General features: G+C 68.0%; 14 protein-coding genes and 1 tRNA gene. 7 read left to right on the plus strand and 8 right to left on the minus strand.

Annotated features, from left to right (window positions below):
• Nucleotides 1-98 precede the first annotated feature (98 nt).
• The 5 genes from ACEI37_RS12635 to ACEI37_RS12655 all read left to right on the plus strand — a co-directional run bounded on the left by ACEI37_RS12635 (nt 99) and on the right by ACEI37_RS12655 (nt 4816).
• Nucleotides 99-1655, plus strand: a complete 1557-nt coding sequence (locus ACEI37_RS12635; protein ID WP_373379168.1) for a M16 family metallopeptidase — start codon at nt 99-101, stop codon at nt 1653-1655.
• A gap of 10 nt (nt 1656-1665) precedes the next feature.
• Nucleotides 1666-3048, plus strand: a complete 1383-nt coding sequence (locus tag ACEI37_RS12640; RefSeq protein ID WP_373379169.1) for a M16 family metallopeptidase — start codon at nt 1666-1668, stop codon at nt 3046-3048.
• 73 nt (nt 3049-3121) lie between these two features.
• Nucleotides 3122-3769: a 16S rRNA (guanine(966)-N(2))-methyltransferase RsmD gene (gene rsmD, locus ACEI37_RS12645; RefSeq protein WP_373379170.1), complete on the plus strand. Its 648-nt coding sequence runs from the start codon at nt 3122-3124 to the stop codon at nt 3767-3769.
• Between the two features lie 233 nt (nt 3770-4002).
• Complete coding sequence (gene coaD / locus ACEI37_RS12650) at nt 4003-4488, plus strand: pantetheine-phosphate adenylyltransferase (RefSeq protein ID WP_062796627.1); 486 nt, start codon at nt 4003-4005, stop codon at nt 4486-4488.
• A 67-nt stretch (nt 4489-4555) separates the two neighbouring features.
• Entirely contained in the window at nt 4556-4816 is a 261-nt protein-coding gene (locus tag ACEI37_RS12655) for a YfhL family 4Fe-4S dicluster ferredoxin (protein ID WP_012351650.1), read from the plus strand.
• 139 nt (nt 4817-4955) lie between these two features.
• Here the strand turns inward: ACEI37_RS12655 and ACEI37_RS12660 are convergent, their stop codons facing one another.
• The 8 genes from ACEI37_RS12660 to ACEI37_RS12695 all read right to left on the minus strand — a co-directional run bounded on the left by ACEI37_RS12660 (nt 4956) and on the right by ACEI37_RS12695 (nt 13273).
• Complete coding sequence (locus ACEI37_RS12660; protein WP_373379171.1) at nt 4956-6815, minus strand: PhoX family phosphatase; 1860 nt, start codon at nt 6813-6815, stop codon at nt 4956-4958.
• Nucleotides 6816-7021: 206 nt separating this feature from the next.
• Nucleotides 7022-7618 carry an aminoacyl-tRNA hydrolase gene (gene pth / locus ACEI37_RS12665; RefSeq protein ID WP_373379172.1) on the minus strand — a complete coding sequence of 199 codons (597 nt, stop codon included), beginning with the start codon at nt 7616-7618 and terminating at the stop codon, nt 7022-7024.
• A 150-nt stretch (nt 7619-7768) separates the two neighbouring features.
• Nucleotides 7769-8386, minus strand: coding sequence for a 50S ribosomal protein L25/general stress protein Ctc (locus tag ACEI37_RS12670; protein ID WP_012351653.1), 618 nt, complete (start codon nt 8384-8386; stop codon nt 7769-7771).
• Between the two features lie 132 nt (nt 8387-8518).
• Nucleotides 8519-9472, minus strand: a complete 954-nt coding sequence (locus ACEI37_RS12675; protein WP_062796633.1) for a ribose-phosphate pyrophosphokinase — start codon at nt 9470-9472, stop codon at nt 8519-8521.
• 96 nt (nt 9473-9568) lie between these two features.
• A tRNA-Gln gene (locus ACEI37_RS12680) sits at nt 9569-9645 on the minus strand.
• 59 nt (nt 9646-9704) lie between these two features.
• Nucleotides 9705-10583: a 4-(cytidine 5'-diphospho)-2-C-methyl-D-erythritol kinase gene (gene ispE, locus ACEI37_RS12685; RefSeq protein ID WP_373379173.1), complete on the minus strand. Its 879-nt coding sequence runs from the start codon at nt 10581-10583 to the stop codon at nt 9705-9707.
• 43 nt (nt 10584-10626) lie between these two features.
• Nucleotides 10627-11238, minus strand: coding sequence for a lipoprotein insertase outer membrane protein LolB (gene lolB, locus ACEI37_RS12690; protein ID WP_373379174.1), 612 nt, complete (start codon nt 11236-11238; stop codon nt 10627-10629).
• A 91-nt stretch (nt 11239-11329) separates the two neighbouring features.
• A complete protein-coding gene (locus ACEI37_RS12695) occupies nt 11330-13273 on the minus strand; it encodes a tetratricopeptide repeat protein (protein ID WP_373379175.1) in 1944 nt (647 codons plus the stop codon).
• Between the two features lie 153 nt (nt 13274-13426).
• Between ACEI37_RS12695 and mutM the strand changes: the two genes are divergently transcribed.
• Together mutM and ACEI37_RS12705 are read left to right on the plus strand one after the other, a co-directional pair.
• On the plus strand, nt 13427-14317 hold the full coding sequence (gene mutM, locus ACEI37_RS12700) for a bifunctional DNA-formamidopyrimidine glycosylase/DNA-(apurinic or apyrimidinic site) lyase (RefSeq protein ID WP_373379176.1): 891 nt from the start codon (nt 13427-13429) through the stop codon (nt 14315-14317).
• 260 nt (nt 14318-14577) lie between these two features.
• The gene (locus tag ACEI37_RS12705; RefSeq protein ID WP_373379177.1) at nt 14578-16530 is read left to right on the plus strand and encodes a dynamin family protein; all 1953 of its coding nucleotides are present in this window, start codon (nt 14578-14580) and stop codon (nt 16528-16530) included.
• Nucleotides 16531-16608 lie beyond the last annotated feature (78 nt).

Consider the following 16608-nt stretch of genomic DNA (forward strand, 5'->3'; position numbering starts at 1 on the left):
ATTGCGTATAGTTCGCTACATGAGTTCACTACATGGCAGATTCGCGCGCAGCGTCGCGCACGCGAATCGATCGGCAAAATTTTAGCAGACGGGGTCGCATGAACCATTGCGCTGTCATGACCGCAACGGGCGCACCGGGCGTACCAGGCACCAACGCCGCCGCCCAAACGCGCATCCAACGCCACGCACCGCCGTTGCAGGCACCTTCCGCACGCGCCGCGCGGCTGGCGCGGCGCTCCATCCCCGCGCTGCTGCTGGCACTGTTGCCGTGGGCGCTGCCCGCGGCGGCGCAGGGCGTGGTGGCCTCGCCGATGCCGGCGGCGCAGACCGCGCCGGCCGGCGCCACCGCCCACGGCACGACCGAGTACCGTCTGTCCAACGGCCTGCGGCTGATCGTCAAGGAAGACCACCGCGCCCCGACGGTGGCACACCAGGTCTGGTACCGCGTGGGCGGCATCGACGAGGTCAGCGGCACCACCGGCGTGGCCCACATGCTGGAGCACATGATGTTCAAGGGCACGCCCAAGGTCGGCGTGGGCGAATTCTCGAAGCAGGTGGCGGCACTCGGCGGGCGCGAGAACGCCATGACCAACCGCGACTTCACCATGTACTACCAGCAGATCGGCAAGCAATACCTGCCCAAGATGATGGAGCTGGAAGCCGACCGCATGGCCAACCTGGTCATCACCCGGGACGAGTTCGAGCGCGAGATGAAGGTGGTGATGGAAGAACGCCGCCTGCGCACCGACGACTCCGCGCGCGGCACGGTCTATGAGCAGTTGCTGGCTACCGTCTACACCGCCGCCGCCTACCGCCACCCGGTGATCGGCTGGATGGACGACCTGGTCAACATGCGCGTCGACGACGTCAAGGACTGGTATCGCCACTGGTATGTGCCCAACAACGCCACCGTGATCGTCACCGGCGACGTCAGGGCCGACGAAGTGCGCGCGCTGGCCGAGCGCTACTACGGCAAGCTCAAGCCGCGCGCGCTGCCGGTGCGCAAGGACCAGGAAGAGCCGGCGCAGAAGGGCATCAAGCGCATCTGGGTCAAGGCGCCCGCCGAGAACCAGTACATGGTGATGGCCTACAAGGTGCCGCGCCTGCGCGACGTCGAGAAAGACGTCGACCCCTATGCGCTCGAGGTGCTGGCGGCGGTGCTCAACGGCTACGACAACGCGCGCCTGACCCGCGAACTGGTGCGCGAGCAGCGCCTGGCCGACGACGTCAATGTCGGCTACGACAGCATCAACCGCGGCGAGTCGCTGTTCGTGCTGGACGGCACGCCGGCGGCGGGCCACAACACCGACGAGATCGAGCGCGCGCTGCGCGCGGAGATCCAGCGCATCGCCCGCGAGGGCGTGTCGCCGGAAGAGCTCAAGCGCGTCAAGGCGCAGGTGGTGGCCGGCCAGATCTACAAGCGCGATTCGGTATTCGGGCAGGGCATGGAGATCGGCGTGGCCGAGATCTCGGAGATCTCGTGGCGCCAGATCGACCGCATGCTCGACAAGATCAAGGCCGTCACCCCGGCCCAGGTGCAGGCCGTCGCGGCGAAGTATTTCAATGACGACAACCTCACCGTGGCCACGCTGGTGCCGCAGCCGATCGACCCGAACAAGCCCAAGTCGCAGGCCCCGTCGGGCCTGCGCCACTGAGAACAAGGCGATGACCCAGTCCATCACTTCTGCGCGGCGCCCGCTGCGCAAACTGGCCGGCGCCGCGTTGGGCGCCGTGGTGCTGCTGGCCGCGCAGCTGGCGCAGGCGGCGATCCCGATCGAACACTGGACCGCGTCCACCGGCGCCCGGGTGTTTTTTGTGCACAGCCCGTCGATCCCGATGCTCGACATCAATATCGACTTCGACGCCGGCAGCCGCTATGACCCGCAGGGGAAGGCCGGGCTGGCCACACTGACCGCTGCCCTGCTGGACAAGGGCGCCGCCGCGCAGGACGGCCAGCCGGCGCGCGACGAGGCCAAGATCGCCGATGCCTTTGCCGATACGGGTGCCGCCTTCGGCGGCGCGGCCGGCGGCGACCGCGGCGGCATCGGGCTGCGCACCCTGACCGCGCAGCCGGAGCTGGACCAGTCGGTCGCGCTGGCGGCGCAGCTGATCAAGGCGCCGACCTATCCCGATGCCGTGGTCGGGCGTGAAAAGCAGCGCCTGATCACCGCCATCCGCGAAGCCGACACCAAGCCGGGCGTGATCGCCGACAAGGCGCTGGCCCGGGCCATGTATCCCGACCATCCCTACGGCGTTGCCGCGACCCCCGAGAGCGTGGCGTCGATCACGCGCGACGACATCGTCGGCTTCTGGCGCGACAACTACGGCGCGCAGCGCGCGGTGGTGACGCTGATCGGCGCGGTCGACCGCAAGCAGGCCGAGGCCATCGCCGAGCAGCTGACGCGCGGGCTGCCGCCCGGCCGTGCCGCGCCCACGCTGCCGCAGGTGCGGCTGAAGATCGCGCCCAGCGAGCAGCGCCTGCCGCACCCGGCGCAGCAGTCCAGCGTGGCGCTGGGCCAGCCGGCGATCGCGCGGGGCGACCCCGACTATTTCGCGCTGCTGGTGGGCAACTACGTGCTGGGCGGCGGCGGCTTCAGCTCGCGCCTGACCGACGAAGTGCGCGAGAAGCGCGGTCTGACCTACGGCGTGGACAGCTACTTCGCGCCGTCCAAGCAGCCGGGGCCGTTCGGCATCAGCCTGCAGACCAAGAAGGCCCAGACCGACGAGGCGCTGGCGCTGGTGCGCCAGGTGCTGGCGCGCTTTGTCGCCGAGGGCCCGAGCGAGAAGGAGCTGCGCGCGGCCAAGGACAACCTGGTCAACGGCTTCCCGCTGCGCATCGACAACAACCGCAAGCTGCTGACCAACGTGGCCAATATCGGCTGGTACGGGCTGCCGCTCGATTACCTCGATACCTGGACCGCGCAGATCGGCAAGGTCACGCGCGAACAGGTCAGGGCGGCGTTCCAGCGTCACGTGCACCCGGACAATATGGCCACGGTGATCGTTGGCGGGCCGGTGCGCACCGCGCCCACGGCTTCGCGGCAGTGATGTTAGCGAAGACGTCGGCGACGACGGCGGCATCGCCTGCGGCGGAGCCTGCCGCAGGCTCTACAATCACGGCATGAATTCGCGTTCCCGATTGCCCTCGCCCGCGCCTCGCGGGCGATCTCCCGTCTCTCCCGTGCCGCGCCAGGCACCCGCGCAGGTCCGCATCATCGGCGGACGCTGGAAGCGCACGCTGCTGCCGGTGCCTGACGCCCAGGGCCTGCGCCCGACCCCCGACCGCGTGCGCGAGACTCTCTTCAACTGGCTGGGCCAGGACCTGTCCGGGCTGGAATGCCTGGACCTGTTCGCCGGCTCCGGTGCGCTCGGCTTCGAGGCCGCCTCGCGCGGGGCGGCCGCGGTGACGCTGGTCGAGTCCAATGCGCGCGTGGCCAGGCAATTGCGTGACAACGTGACCCGGCTCGATGCCGGGCAGGTGCGCGTGCTGCAAGGCGACGCCTTCGCCATTGCCGCGCAACTGCCGGATGCCAGCTTCGACGTGGTGTTCCTGGACCCGCCGTTCGCCGAGGACTGGATCGGCCCGTCGCTGGCGCACGCGGCGCGGCTGTCGCGGCCGGGCGGGGCGGTCTATGTCGAGACCGATCACCCGCTGACCGGCGCCGACGCGCCGGTGCCGGCCGCGCTCGAGATCGTGCGGCACGCGCGCGCGGGGGCGGTGCATTTCCACCTGCTGCAGCACCGCGTGCCGGGCAACGGCGCCGGCTGATCCGCCAGGCCCGTGGCGCGGTGGTTCCGGAACGGGGAAGGGACCCTTCCTGATTGCGGAACCGGTTCTTGGGTGCACTGCCGCAAAACGGTGCCTCCGGCGACTTCCAAGCGGGGCATTTAGGGTTACACTACGCCGCTGTCACAACGCTCGCGACGCAGCACCCACGCCGGCCCGGCCGGCGCAAGAGGCGGCCCCTCCACGGCCGGCAGCGGGCAGATCAAGGAGGAAGTATGGTCAGCGCGGTCTATCCCGGCACCTTCGATCCAATGACCCGGGGACACGAGGATCTGGTCCGCCGTGCGTCGAACATCTTCGACGAACTGGTGGTCGGCGTGGCGCACAGCCCCAACAAGCGCCCGTTCTTTTCGCTCGAAGAGCGCATCAGCATTGCACGCGAAGTGCTCGGGCACTATCCCAACGTGCGCGTCGAGGGCTTCTCCGGGCTGCTCAAGGACTTTGTGCGCAAGAACAATGCGCGCGTGATCGTGCGCGGCCTGCGCGCGGTGTCCGACTTCGAGTACGAGTTCCAGATGGCGGGCATGAACCGCTATCTGCTGCCGGACGTCGAGACCATGTTCCTGACCCCGTCGGACCAATACCAGTTCATCTCCGGCACCTTCGTGCGCGAGATCGCGGTACTGGGCGGCGACGTCAGCAAGTTCGTGTTCCCGTCGGTGGAGCGCTGGCTGCAAGAGAAAATCGGCAAAGCGGAATAAAATACGGCTTCAGACACGTCAGACCGCGGCCAGTCGGGCGCGGGCGTGTCCGCAGGAAGGAAACACCATGGCGCTGATGATCACCGACGACTGCATCAACTGCGACGTTTGTGAACCCGAGTGCCCGAACGAAGCCATTTCGATGGGGCCCGAGATCTATGAAATCGACCCCAACAAGTGCACCGAGTGCGTCGGGCACTTCGACGAGCCGCAATGCCAGCAGGTCTGCCCGGTCGCGTGCATTCCCAAGGACCCGAACCGCGTCGAGACCCATGAGGTCCTGATGCAGCGGTATCGGCTGCTGACGGCAGCCCGGCACGCGGCCTGACTCGGGCCCCGCCTGGCCAGGCCTCGCTATCCGGGCCTCGCTATCGCGGCTTTAGCAGTGCAAAAAAAGCCCCCGGCACCGCAAGGTGACGGGGGCTTAACCTTTCCCCAATTACTACGGTTACTGCCTACTGCACTGGTCAGGCACCGATCGGCTTGCCGTCGGCACGGCGCACCACGATGGTGGACGAGCGCGGCGGCTTGGCGGCATCCGGCCACTTGCCGGTCGGGTGCTGGATATTGATGAAGCAGGTGGTCAGGTCCGGCGTGTAGGCGATGCCGGTGATCTCGCAACCGGTCGGACCCGCCAGGAAGCGCTTCGACTGGCCCGTCGGCGAGATGTAGTACATGCTGTTGTTGCCGAAGGTGCCGGTGTAGGTGGCGCTGGTGCTCGAATCGGTCTGCACCCACAGGCGGCCCTTGGGATCGACGCGCAGGCCGTCCGGGCTGGAGAAGGTGTCGCCGTTGATGTTGCCCTTCAGGTTGTCCGTGGCCAGCGACGGGTCGCCGGCCTGCAGCAGGATGCTCCAGGTGAAGGTCGTCGCCAGCGGCGAATTGCCGGCTTCGGTCCACTTGATGATGTGGCCGTGCAGGTTGTTCTTGCGCGGGTTGGCGGCGTCGGTCTGCTGGCGGCCGCTGTTGTTGGTCAGCGTGCAGTAGAGCGTGTTGTCCGGTGCCGCGGTGATCCACTCCGGGCGGTCCATCAGCGTGCCGCCGGCCACGCGCGCGGCCGACTTGGTGTTGATCAGCACGTCTGCCTGGGTGGCGAAGTCGACCGTGGTCGGGGCCGGCGACACCGCCGACTGGGTCCAGTTGCCCGGGTCCGAGGCACCGACGGTCAGGCCGTTCTTGCCCTGCGACAGTTCGATCCACTGGCCGCTGCCGTCGGCGTTGAACTTCGCCACGTAGAGCGTGCCGGTGTCCAGCAGGTTGGCGTTGGCGGCGCGGTTGTTCGGGTCGAAGGCCTTGCTCGGCACGAACTTGTAGATGCAGCCCGGGGTGCCGTCGTCGCCCATGTAGAAGGCCACGTTGTTGTTGGCGTCGGTGATGTAGGCGACGTTCTCGTGGTCGAAGCGGCCCATCGCGGTGCGCTTGGCCGGCGCGCCCAGCGTGCCGTACGGGTCGATCTCCACCACCCAGCCGTAGCCGTTGTCGGCTTGGTTCGGGTCGATGTAGTTGTCGGTGCTTTCCTCGCAGGTCAGGTAAGTGCCCCACGGGGTGTGGCCGCTCGAGCAGTTGTTGAGCATGCCGACCACGGTGGCGCCGACCACCGGTGCGGCCGGGCCGCCGACGCGGTACAGCGTGTTGCCGGTGTAGCGCTTGTTGTAGATCGAGTCGCGCTTGACCTGCCACTTGCCGCTGGCGGCCAGCTCGACTTCGATCACGGAAATACCGACCGCCGACAGGGCGATGCGCTTTTGCTCCGGGCTCGCGGTGGCGGCGTCGTAGGCAGTCGGGAACAGGATGTTGTAGTCCGGCAGCTCGTGGTTGATCGCCAGCAGGCCACCCTTCTGCGGATCGACGCCAGGCAGAGCGAAGTAATGCATGCCGTCGTGGTTGCCGCCGGCCTGGCGCTCGGTCTCGGCCGACGACTGGAAGGCGCCGGCATAGCCGGTGGCGCCGGCTTCGACCGGGTCGCCGGCGGAGAACAGCACGTCGACGCTGTAGCCGCTGGGCACCACCACGGTGTCGGCGGTGGACTTCGCGATCGGCTCGAAGGTGACCTCGTAGCTCGGCGTGGCCGGTGCCGGGGCCGGAGCGGGTGCGGGTGCAGGGGCCGGTGCGGGCGCCGGAGCCGGAGCGGGATCGTCATCGCCGCCGCAGGCGGCCAGCAGGCCGCTGCCGAATGCCGACACCAGCGACAGGCCCAGGCCGCCGCGCAGCACCCGGCGGCGGGCCGGGTTGGCGGCGACGATGTCCTCGAGCATCTGGCCGGGCACGTCAACGTCGGGCTTGGCGGCGCGGCTTGCGGCGCGCGCTTCGTCGGTCAGGTACGACATGGGCTTTCCTCCTGTGGGATGTCATGCGCATCGGCAACCATGCGATACCGACGCGATTGGAAACCCCGCAATTTAGGTGGTGCCCATGGCACTTTGATGACACTATGTCTGCAACTGCAGACCGGTGCAGCCAAACGACGACGGGCCGCGGATGCGGCCCGTTTTCATGCTGCTGTCGCAAAAATATGCTGGTTGGCGTGCGGCGCTCAGCGCGCGGTATGCAGCTGCGCCATGGCGCGCTCGGCATCGCCACGGGCCAGCAGGCCGAGCGGCTCGATGCAGCGGTCGATTGCGGCATCGATGGCTTCCTGCTCCTCGCGCCGCGGTGGCTTGAGCACGAAGTTGACCACGTCCTCGCGGCCCCCGCCGGCACCGCCGGGCGCATTGCGCGGATGGCCCACGCCCACGCGCAGGCGCCAGTAGTCCTGCGTGCCCAGGTGGGCCGAGATGTCCTTCAGGCCGTTGTGGCCGCCCGCGCCGCCGCCGCGCTTGAGCTTGGCGGCGCCGGCCGGCAGGTCCATCTCGTCATGCACCACCACGATCTCGTCGGGCAGGACCTTGTAGAAGCGCGCCAGCGACACCACCGCCAGGCCGGAGCGGTTCATGAAGGTCGACGGCTTGAGCAGCCAGATCTCCTGGTCCCAGAGCCGCGCGCGCGCGGCCAGCCCGTGGAAGCGGCCCTCGACGCGCAACGTGGCGCCGCCCATGCGGGCCAGCTGGTCCACCAGCCAGAAGCCGGCGTTGTGTCGGGTGGCCTCGTATTCCGCACCGGGATTGCCGAGGCCGACGATAAGCTTGATCATGCGTGTGACTGTGTCGTTGGCGCGCGGGACTGCGCCACAGGCGCCAAGGATACCGAAAAACCGGCAGTCCGCTGCCGGGCGAAAAAAAACCGCCGCAAGAGCGGCGGTTTCTTCGTGGCGCGGCCCGCGGGCCGCCACCGCTGCGGCAGCTTAGGCGGCCGGGGTTTCGCCAGCGGCTTCGCCGCCTTCGGCAGCTTCCGACACGGCACCAGCCGGTTGCGAGATGCTGGCGATGGCCGGGTTGTCGTCACCGTGGGTGATCACGGTCACGCCCTTCGGCAGCTTCAGGTCGGACAGGTGCAGGGTCTGGCCCAGCTCCATCGCGCCGACGTCCACTTCGATGAACTCGGGCAGGTCGGCCGGCAGGCACGACACTTCCAGGTCGTTGACGATGTGGTTGACCAGGCCGTGGCCCAGCTTCACGCCAGGAGCGGTTTCCTGGTTCATGAAGTGCAGGGGCACCTTGACGTGGATCTTGTCGTTGGCCGACACGCGCTGGAAATCGACGTGCAGCACCAGCGGCTTGAACGGGTGCATCTGGAATGCGCGCAGCAGCGCCTTTTCCGACTTGCCAGCGACTTCCAGGTCGAGGATCGACGAGTGGAACGCTTCCTTCTTCAGGGCGTGCCACAGGGCGTTGTGATCCAGTTCGATCATCTTCGGCTCGGCGGCGCCGCCGTAGATGATGCCGGGGGTCTTGCCCGAATTGCGCAGGCGGCGGCTCGCACCCGTTCCCTGTACGCTACGCTCGAAAGCGACAACTTTCATGATGACTCCAAAAGTAAGAAGGCTGTCCGCGACCAGACAGCCTCGTTGCGGCGCAAAGGCAAAAATATGCGCCGATCAAGTAACGTTGATCACCAGACAACGATGATCAACGCGGTAAAACCGTAGATTCTATCAGGAACCCGCGAACAGCGACATGATCGAGTCGCCCTTGACGATGCGGGTGAAGGTCTCGGCCAGCAGCGGAGCGGTCGAGAGCTGACGGATCTTGGTGCACTTGGCGGCTTCCTCGGACAGCGGGATGGTGTCGCACACCACCACTTCGTCCAGCGCCGAATCCGCGATGCGTGCCGCCGCGCCGCCCGACAGCACGGGGTGCGTGCAGTAGGCGAAGACCTTCAGCGCGCCGCGCTCCTTCAGCACCTGGGCGGCCTTGCACAGCGTGCCGCCGGTGTCGATCATGTCGTCCATGATGACGCAGTTGCGGCCTTCGACTTCACCGATGATGTTCATCACCTCGGCCACGTTGGCCTTGGGACGGCGCTTGTCGATGATGGCCAGGTCGCAGTTCAGTTCCTTGGCCAGCGCGCGGGCACGGACCACGCCGCCGACGTCCGGCGAGACCACCAGCAGGTCGCCGTAGTTCTTCTCGCGCAGGTCGCCCAGCAGTACCGGCGAAGCGTAGATGTTGTCGACCGGAATATCGAAGAAGCCCTGGATCTGGTCGGCGTGCAGGTCCATCGTCAGCACGCGCTCGACGCCGGCGACTTCCAGCATGTTGGCGACCACCTTGGCCGAGATCGCCACGCGCGCCGAACGCGGGCGGCGGTCCTGGCGGGCATAGCCGAAGTAGGGCATGGCGGCAGTGATGCTGCGTGCCGAGGCGCGCTTGAGCGCATCGACCATCACCATCAGTTCCATCAGGTTGTCGTTGGTCGGCGCGCAGGTGGACTGCAGCACGATGACGTGCTTGCCGCGAACGTTTTCCTGGATTTCGACCTGGACTTCACCGTCGGAGAAACGGCCAACCTGAGCCTTGCCCAGCGGAATGCCGAGGTGCTGTACGACAGCCTCCGCGAGTTTGGGGTTGGCGTTGCCGGTAAATACCATCAAGCCTTCGCTGCTCATTCGGGGCACCTGTCTTGCTGCTGGGGGAGCTTGGCGTCACCGGCGAAGCCGGTGACTTGGAGATATCGTGTTCCGTTAGGACACTATAGGAAGTAATGGCAGGGGAAGAAGGATTCGAACCTTCGAATGCCGGAATCAAAATCCGGTGCCTTGACCAACTTGGCGACTCCCCTACACAACCGGGCCGTTCTTCGTGGTACCAAACTGCCGTACCGCGCCGAACGATAACTTGCTATGCGAACGTCGCGAGCGGGTGATGTGCCAGACTTCTCACGCACCTGCCATCCCATTCGGGTGGCAACCCTTCCAAAACCTGCTGCGCTGTCTTTGCGTCAGGAAAACGCGCAAACACGCAGGCTCCGGAACCGGTCATCCGGGCATGCTGATTGTGTTGCTTCAGCCATGCCAGGGCTCGGGCGACTTCGCCGAACTTCGCTGTTGCTATCGGTTCCAGATCGTTGCGACCGAAATCGAATTTGTTTGTGCGAGCAGCGAAGACCGCAATTATGGAGACCGGCGTATCCCTTGTCAAGCACTCGTCCGAAAAAATTTCAGCGGTCGGCACGTGCTGTTTCGGGTGGATGATCACGAACCAGCTGTCGGGCAGCTCGACCGGCGTGAGCTCCTCGCCGATGCCCTGCGCAAAGGCGTTCTGTCCGAGCACGAACACCGGCACATCGGCACCCAGCGTCAGCCCGATCCGCATCAGCTCGGCGCGCGTCAGCCCCAGGCCCCACAGGTGGTTCAGCGCCAGCAGCGTGGTGGCGGCGTCGGAAGAGCCGCCGCCGATGCCGCCGCCCATCGGCAGCACCTTGTCGATGGCGATGTCGGCGCCGAAGGTGGTGCCGGTCGCGGCCTGCAGGGCGCGCGCCGCCCGCACCACCAGGTCGGTTTCGGCCGGCACGCCGGGCAAGTCGGTAACGCGCGTGAGCACGCCGTCGTCGCGACGGCGGAAATGCAGGGTGTCGCACCAGTCGACCAGCTGGAACACGGTCTGCAGCGTGTGGTAGCCGTCGGCGCGGCGGCCGGTCACATGCAGGAACAGGTTGAGCTTGGCCGGCGCGGGGCAGTCGCGCAGTTCGGGCGGGGGCAGGGGATGGCTGCGTGGCATGGTGGGGTGAAGGGGGCCGTGGTTGCGCCTGTTATGGCGGTGGTCAAGGTGTCTGTGGATCGATCACCAGCCGCACCGACAGTGGATTGCTGCCGGCATCGCGGGCCAGGTCGATGCGACGTGGCACCTGGGTGGCCGCGGTCCCGGCGGCTGGTGTCTCCTGCCAGGCGACGTAGCGCACGGTCCAGCCGTTCTGCGCCAGCGTCGCCAGCCGGCCCAGCTCGTCGCGCGTGGCGCGCGCAGGCGTGCCCTGGGTGGGACGCCCGTGCAGCCAGTCGCGCATGCCGGCCACCGGCAGCGCAAAGCCCAGCGCTTCCTCCATCAGGGTGTCGACCTCGGGCGCGTTGCGCGGCGGCTGGTTGGGCAGGTCGAGCGTGGCGCCCGAGGGCGTGGCGGTGACCACGGCCAGGGTCTGGCCAAGCGGCGAGACCAGGTCGAGCCGCACGTTGCGGCCCTGCTCCTCCCAGCGGAAGCTGCCCTGCACGCCCTCGTCGCGCCCGTAGCGCACGTAGCTGGCGGAAAAGCGGCCGGTGTACTGCTGGCTGGCAGCGTCCTGGTCGACATCGAAGCTGCGCGACGGCGCCACGCTGGCGCACGCCTGCAGCAGCAGTGGCGCGCCAAGCCAAAGCAGCGCCAGGCGTCGGGATCGGTTCATGGGCATGGTCGTGAGGACGGCGGCGCGGCGGCCGCCGGGCTGACGGGAATCCGGCGCCGCAAGCCGGGCTTGCCGGCCGCGGCGCACGGGCTTACTTGGACGGCTGCACGTTGACCTTGTAGCGGCGCAGCGTGTCGATCAGGGTCTCGTTCTCGGGATCGATGCGCACGGCCTCGGTCCAGGTCTTGCGGGCCTCGTCGTGTTCGCCGAGCTGCCACAGCACCTCGCCGAGGTGCGCGCCGATTTCGGCCTCGGGGGCCTTGGCATAGGCATTGCGCAGCAGCGCGGCCGCCGGTTGCAGGTCGCCCATGCGGAATTTGACCCAGGCCAGGCTGTCCATGATGTACGGATCGTCCGGACCCAGCTCGGAGGCACGCTCCAGCAGCTTGAGCGCCTCGGGCAGGCGCTCGTTGCGGTCCGCCAGCGAATAGCCGAGGGCGTTGTAGCCCTGCTTCTGCTGAGGCTGCAGCGCAATCACGCGGCGCAGGCCGGTTTCCATGCTGGCGTAGCGCTTCTGGCGCTCGTCGAGCATGGCCAGCTCGTAGATCCAGTCGGCGTTGTCGGGCTCCGCCGCGATGCGGTCGTTCAGCACCTTGCGGGCGCGGTCGTAGGCCTTGGTTTCCATCAGCGTGGCCACTTCGGCCTGGCGGATGGCGGTCACGCGCTGCGAGCGCTGGCCGGGATCGGGGATGTCCTCGGCGTCGCTGAGCATCTCGCCGAACAGCGCCTGGGCGTCGTCGAGCTTGCCCATGCGCGCCAGCAGCTGGGCGCGCTTGGCGGTGGCCGCCGGTGCCAGGCGGATGTCTTCGATGCGGTCGAGCCAGCGGATCGCGCCGGCGTAGTCCTTGCGTTCCTCGGCAATCTGCGCCAGGTACTGGTAGGCGATATCGGGGTTGGCGCTGGGCTGTTTTTCGACCAGCTGCAGGTATTCCTGCAGGTACTGCTCGGCCTCGCCGTAGTTCTTCGCCTGCAGGCTGGTCAGACCCAGCGCCAGCGGCACGCGCGGATCGGCGGGAGCCACCTTGCGCAGCGTCTCGAATTCCTGGCGGGCCGCCGGCATGTCGTTCTTCAGCAGGTACAGCCGCGCCAGCGTGATATGGCCGTTGACCGATTCGGGCGACTTTTCCAGGAAGCGCTTGAGCACCGCCACGGCTTCGTCGGGCTGCTTCTCGGCGCGCAGTTCGGCCGACATCAGCGCGGCCGCTTCATAGCCGGGCCGCAGCCGCAAGGCCTGGTCCAGCGCGGCCAGCGCGCCCGGCTCGTCGCCGGCGACTTCGCGCGCGCGCGCCAGCGCCAGCTGGGTTTCGGGCAGCTTGGTTTCGTTGCGGGTCAGGTCCTGCAGCAGCGTGGCCGCACCGGCCGGATCGCTGGTGCGCGACAGCTGCTGCTGCAGCTGCAGGATGGCATCGCCGCGCTGGCTGGCCGGGACCGCAGCCAGTTGCTGCTGCAGCAGCGGGCGGGCGTCGTCCCAGCGGCCGTTGAGTACCAGCAGCGTCGACAGCACCTGGCCGGCCGCCGGCGAGGCCGGAGAAATCTCTTTCCACAGGCGCGCGGCGTCAAGCGCCTGCTGCGGGATGCGCGCGTTGAAGGCGATCTCGGTGGCACGCTGGGCGAAGCGCGGGTCGCGGGTCTGGCGCGCCAGTTCCAGATAGGTGCGGTAGGCCGGACCGACCAGGCCGCGCTGGATGGAAATCTCGGCGGCCAGCACCATATAGACGATATCGTCGGTCAGCTCCAGCGACGGCAGTGCCGGCCGCGCCGGCTTGGCCGCCGCCGGTGCGTCCGCCGCGGCCAGTTGTAGCATGGGCAGGGACCCTGCGCCGTCGGGCGGCGCGGCGTGGCTGGCGCCCGCCGCCGCCAGCAGCGCACCGGCGGCCAGCGCGCGCACATGGCGCCGCGGCGCCTGCCACCAGCGGGCGAAGGTGCCGGCACGGCGCGCCGTTCGCGAGCCGGCGCCCGGCGATGTGGTCAGGCCGCCGCCCGCGGTGGCTTGCAACGTGGAGTCCGGCATCAGGTCCGGCATCAGGTCCGACATGTATTGAGTGCTCCGGCGCGCGCTGGCGAAGGATGGGAGATTGCGCATTGATAAGGGCATTGTAGCCTGCCGCTACAATGCGCTGCTTGGCGCCGCAGGCTGGCGCCAGCAGGCGCTGCAGCAGTTTTGAGCGGTAACCAACGGAGAGGTTCGATGCCTGAATTGCCCGAGGTCGAGGTGACCCGGCGCGGCTTGCTGCCGCATGTGGTGGGTCGGCGCATCGCCGCGGTCACGGTGCGCCACCGGGGCCTGCGCTGGCCGGTCGACCCGGAACTCGAAAGCCGCCTGGCCGGGCGCCTGGTGCGCCGCATCGAGCGCCGCGGCAAGTATCTGCTGCTCGAATGCGTCAACGCCGACGCAGCGCAGCCCACCGGCTGGCTGCTGGTGCATCTCGGCATGACGGGCACGCTGAGGGTGCTGCCCGAGGCACCACCGCCGGGCGTGCACGACCACTTCGACCTGGTGCTCGACGCGGGGCCCGGCGCAGCGTCGGTAGCAGCGCCAGGCCAGCAGCCAGGCACCATCGTGTTGCGCTTCCGCGATCCGCGCCGCTTCGGCGCCATCCTCTGGACCACGCTACCCGAGGCGGAACTGCCGTCGCATCCGTTGCTCAGCACCCTCGGCATCGAGCCATTCGATTCCGCCTTCGACGGCGCCTGGCTGCACCACCATACGCGCGGCCGCAGTGCCGCGATCAAGACCGTGCTGCTGTCCGGCGCGATCGTGGTGGGCGTGGGCAATATCTACGCGTCCGAAAGCCTGTTCCGTGCCGGCATCCATCCCACCACGCCGGCCGGGCGTCTGAGCCGCGCGCGTTGCGACCGACTGGCGCAGGCGGTGCGGGACACCCTGGCGCAGGCGATCGAGCGCGGCGGCAGCACGCTGCGCGACTTCGTCGGCAGCGACGGTGCCAGCGGCTACTTCCAGCTCGATTGTTTTGTCTACGACCGCGCCGGCCTGCCATGCAAGGTGTGCGCCAAGCCGGTGCGCCAGATCGTGCAGGGCCAGCGTTCCACCTTCTATTGCACCAACTGCCAGCACTGACCAGCGGGCGGAGTGCTGCAGGGATCGCCCGCTGCAGCGGGTCGATGGGTCGGCGCAACACTGGCGGGGTCACTGCCATCCAAGGGACGCGAATTCCACAAAAGCGCCGTAGAAACCTGTATCGTGTGCGCAGTCATAAAAAGTTACAAAATGGCCGGCCGCGTGTGAACGGCAGGGGGTGCGGACCGGCATTGCGTGAACACGGGCATGCCGCGCAGGTGGCGGGCCCCGAGGCAAAACCACGTCAGCCCATCAGGTCCATGACAACGCTCGCCCACCAATTCGAACAATACGGCGCCTGGAGAACCGGTGTCCTCCAGTCACTGGCCGAATTCCAGTCCTGGCTGCAGCAGCACGACCTGTACGATGCCCAGGCCGACGACCGGGTGCAGCGCATCCAGAGCGTGCTGCGCAGCGACCGCCTCAAGGTCGCCTTCATTGCCGAGTTCTCGCGCGGCAAGAGCGAGCTGATCAACGCCATCTTCTTTGCCGACTACGGGCGCCGCATCCTGCCGTCGTCGGCGGGGCGCACCACCATGTGCCCGACTGAGCTGCGCTACGACGAGGCCGAGCCGCCCAGCATCCGCCTGCTGCCGATCGAGACGCGCCTGCAGGACGCCTCCACCGCCGACTTCATCGAGGCCGGCACTTCGGCATCGCACTGGCATTCGGTGCCGCTGGACCCGTCGTCGCCCGAGGGCATGCTGGAGGCGTTCCAGCACGTGGTGCAGACCATGCGCGTGCCGCCCGAGCAGGCCGAGGCGCTGGGGCTGTACCACGAGAACGACCCCGATGCCGCCTATGCGGTCGATGCCGAGGGCATGGTCGAGATTTCGCGCTGGCGCCACGCCGTCATCAATTTCCCGCATCCGCTGCTGCGCCAGGGCCTGGTGATCCTCGACACGCCGGGCCTGAACGCGATCGGCACCGAGCCCGAGCTGACGCTGCGGCTGATCCCGGATGCGCACGTGGTGGTGTTCGTGCTGGCCGCCGACGCCGGCGTGACCAAGAGCGACCTCGAGCTGTGGCGCAGCCATGTCGGCGCCGGGCACCGGCGCGGCTGCCTGGCGGTGCTCAACAAGATCGACGGCCTGTGGGATCCGCTGCGCCAGCCCGGCGAGATCGCGCAGGAAATCGCGCGGCAGGTGTCGACCACCGCGCAGGTGCTGGGCATCGAGCAGTCGCGCGTGTATCCGGTGTCGGCGCAGAAGGGGCTGGTGGCCAAGGTCACGCACGACGACACCCTGCTGGCGCGCAGCGGCCTGCCGGAGTTCGAGCACGTGCTGTCGGACCAGCTGATTCCGCGCCGGCGCGAGATCGTCTCCGACCAGGTCTACCGGCTGGTGCAGGACATGGCGCGCGCCGCGCAGCAGCTGCTGCAAAGCCGCCGCCGCGATATCGTCGAGCAGCTGTTCGAACTGCGCGGCTTGCGCGGCAAGAACCATGCGATGGTCAAGCACATGCTGATGCGGGTGCAGGGCGAGAAGGACGAGTTCGAGCAGAGCATCAGCAAGTTCCAGGCGCTGCGCCTGGTGTTCGGCCGGCACAGCGCCGACATCATCAAGAGCCTGCAATTGCGCGACGTGCGCCGCACCATGCGCAGCGCGCGCGAGCAGATGAAGGAGCGCTTCTTTTCGCGCGGCCTGCGCGAGGACATGGACGGATTGTTCGCGCAGCTGAGCGGGCTGGTCAGCGATGCCGACAACAAGATCGGCCAGCTGCACCAGCTGATCGAAAGCATGTACCGGCGCTTCAATGCCGAGCACGGCTTCACGCTGCCCGCGCCGATGCAGTTCACCGCCGAGCGCTACCTGGCCGAGCTGCAGGAGACGCTGCGGCTGGTGCAGGCGCATTTCGGCACGGTCAACATGCTGACGCGCTCGCGCCCGCAGCTGGTGCAAAGCGCGTTCAACACCATGGCCAGCCGCGTGCTGGAGAATTTCCGCGGCCTCAACCGCGATATCGAGGTGTGGCTCAAGTCGGTGATGACGCCGCTGGAAGCGCAGGTGCGCGAGCACCAGAAGCAGCTGCGCCGGCGTGTCGATTCGATCGAGCGCATCCACGAGGCCACCGACACGCTGGAAAGCCGCATCGCCCAGCTGGAGGAAGTGCTGAACGGGCTGGACGAACGCAGCGGACGGATCGAAGGCTTTGCCCAGCGGTTGATGCGGCCGGCGGCGGATGCGGACAGTGCCAGCCTTGCGGTAGCGTAGCCGGGCCGCTCTCGCGGACCGGTATATCATGTGGCGCCGCGCCTTGCGGCGCCTTTTTCTTTGGCGCGCCGATGCCCA

Source organism: Cupriavidus nantongensis (genome assembly GCF_041726985.1).
GTDB classification, from domain to species: domain Bacteria; phylum Pseudomonadota; class Gammaproteobacteria; order Burkholderiales; family Burkholderiaceae; genus Cupriavidus; species Cupriavidus nantongensis_A.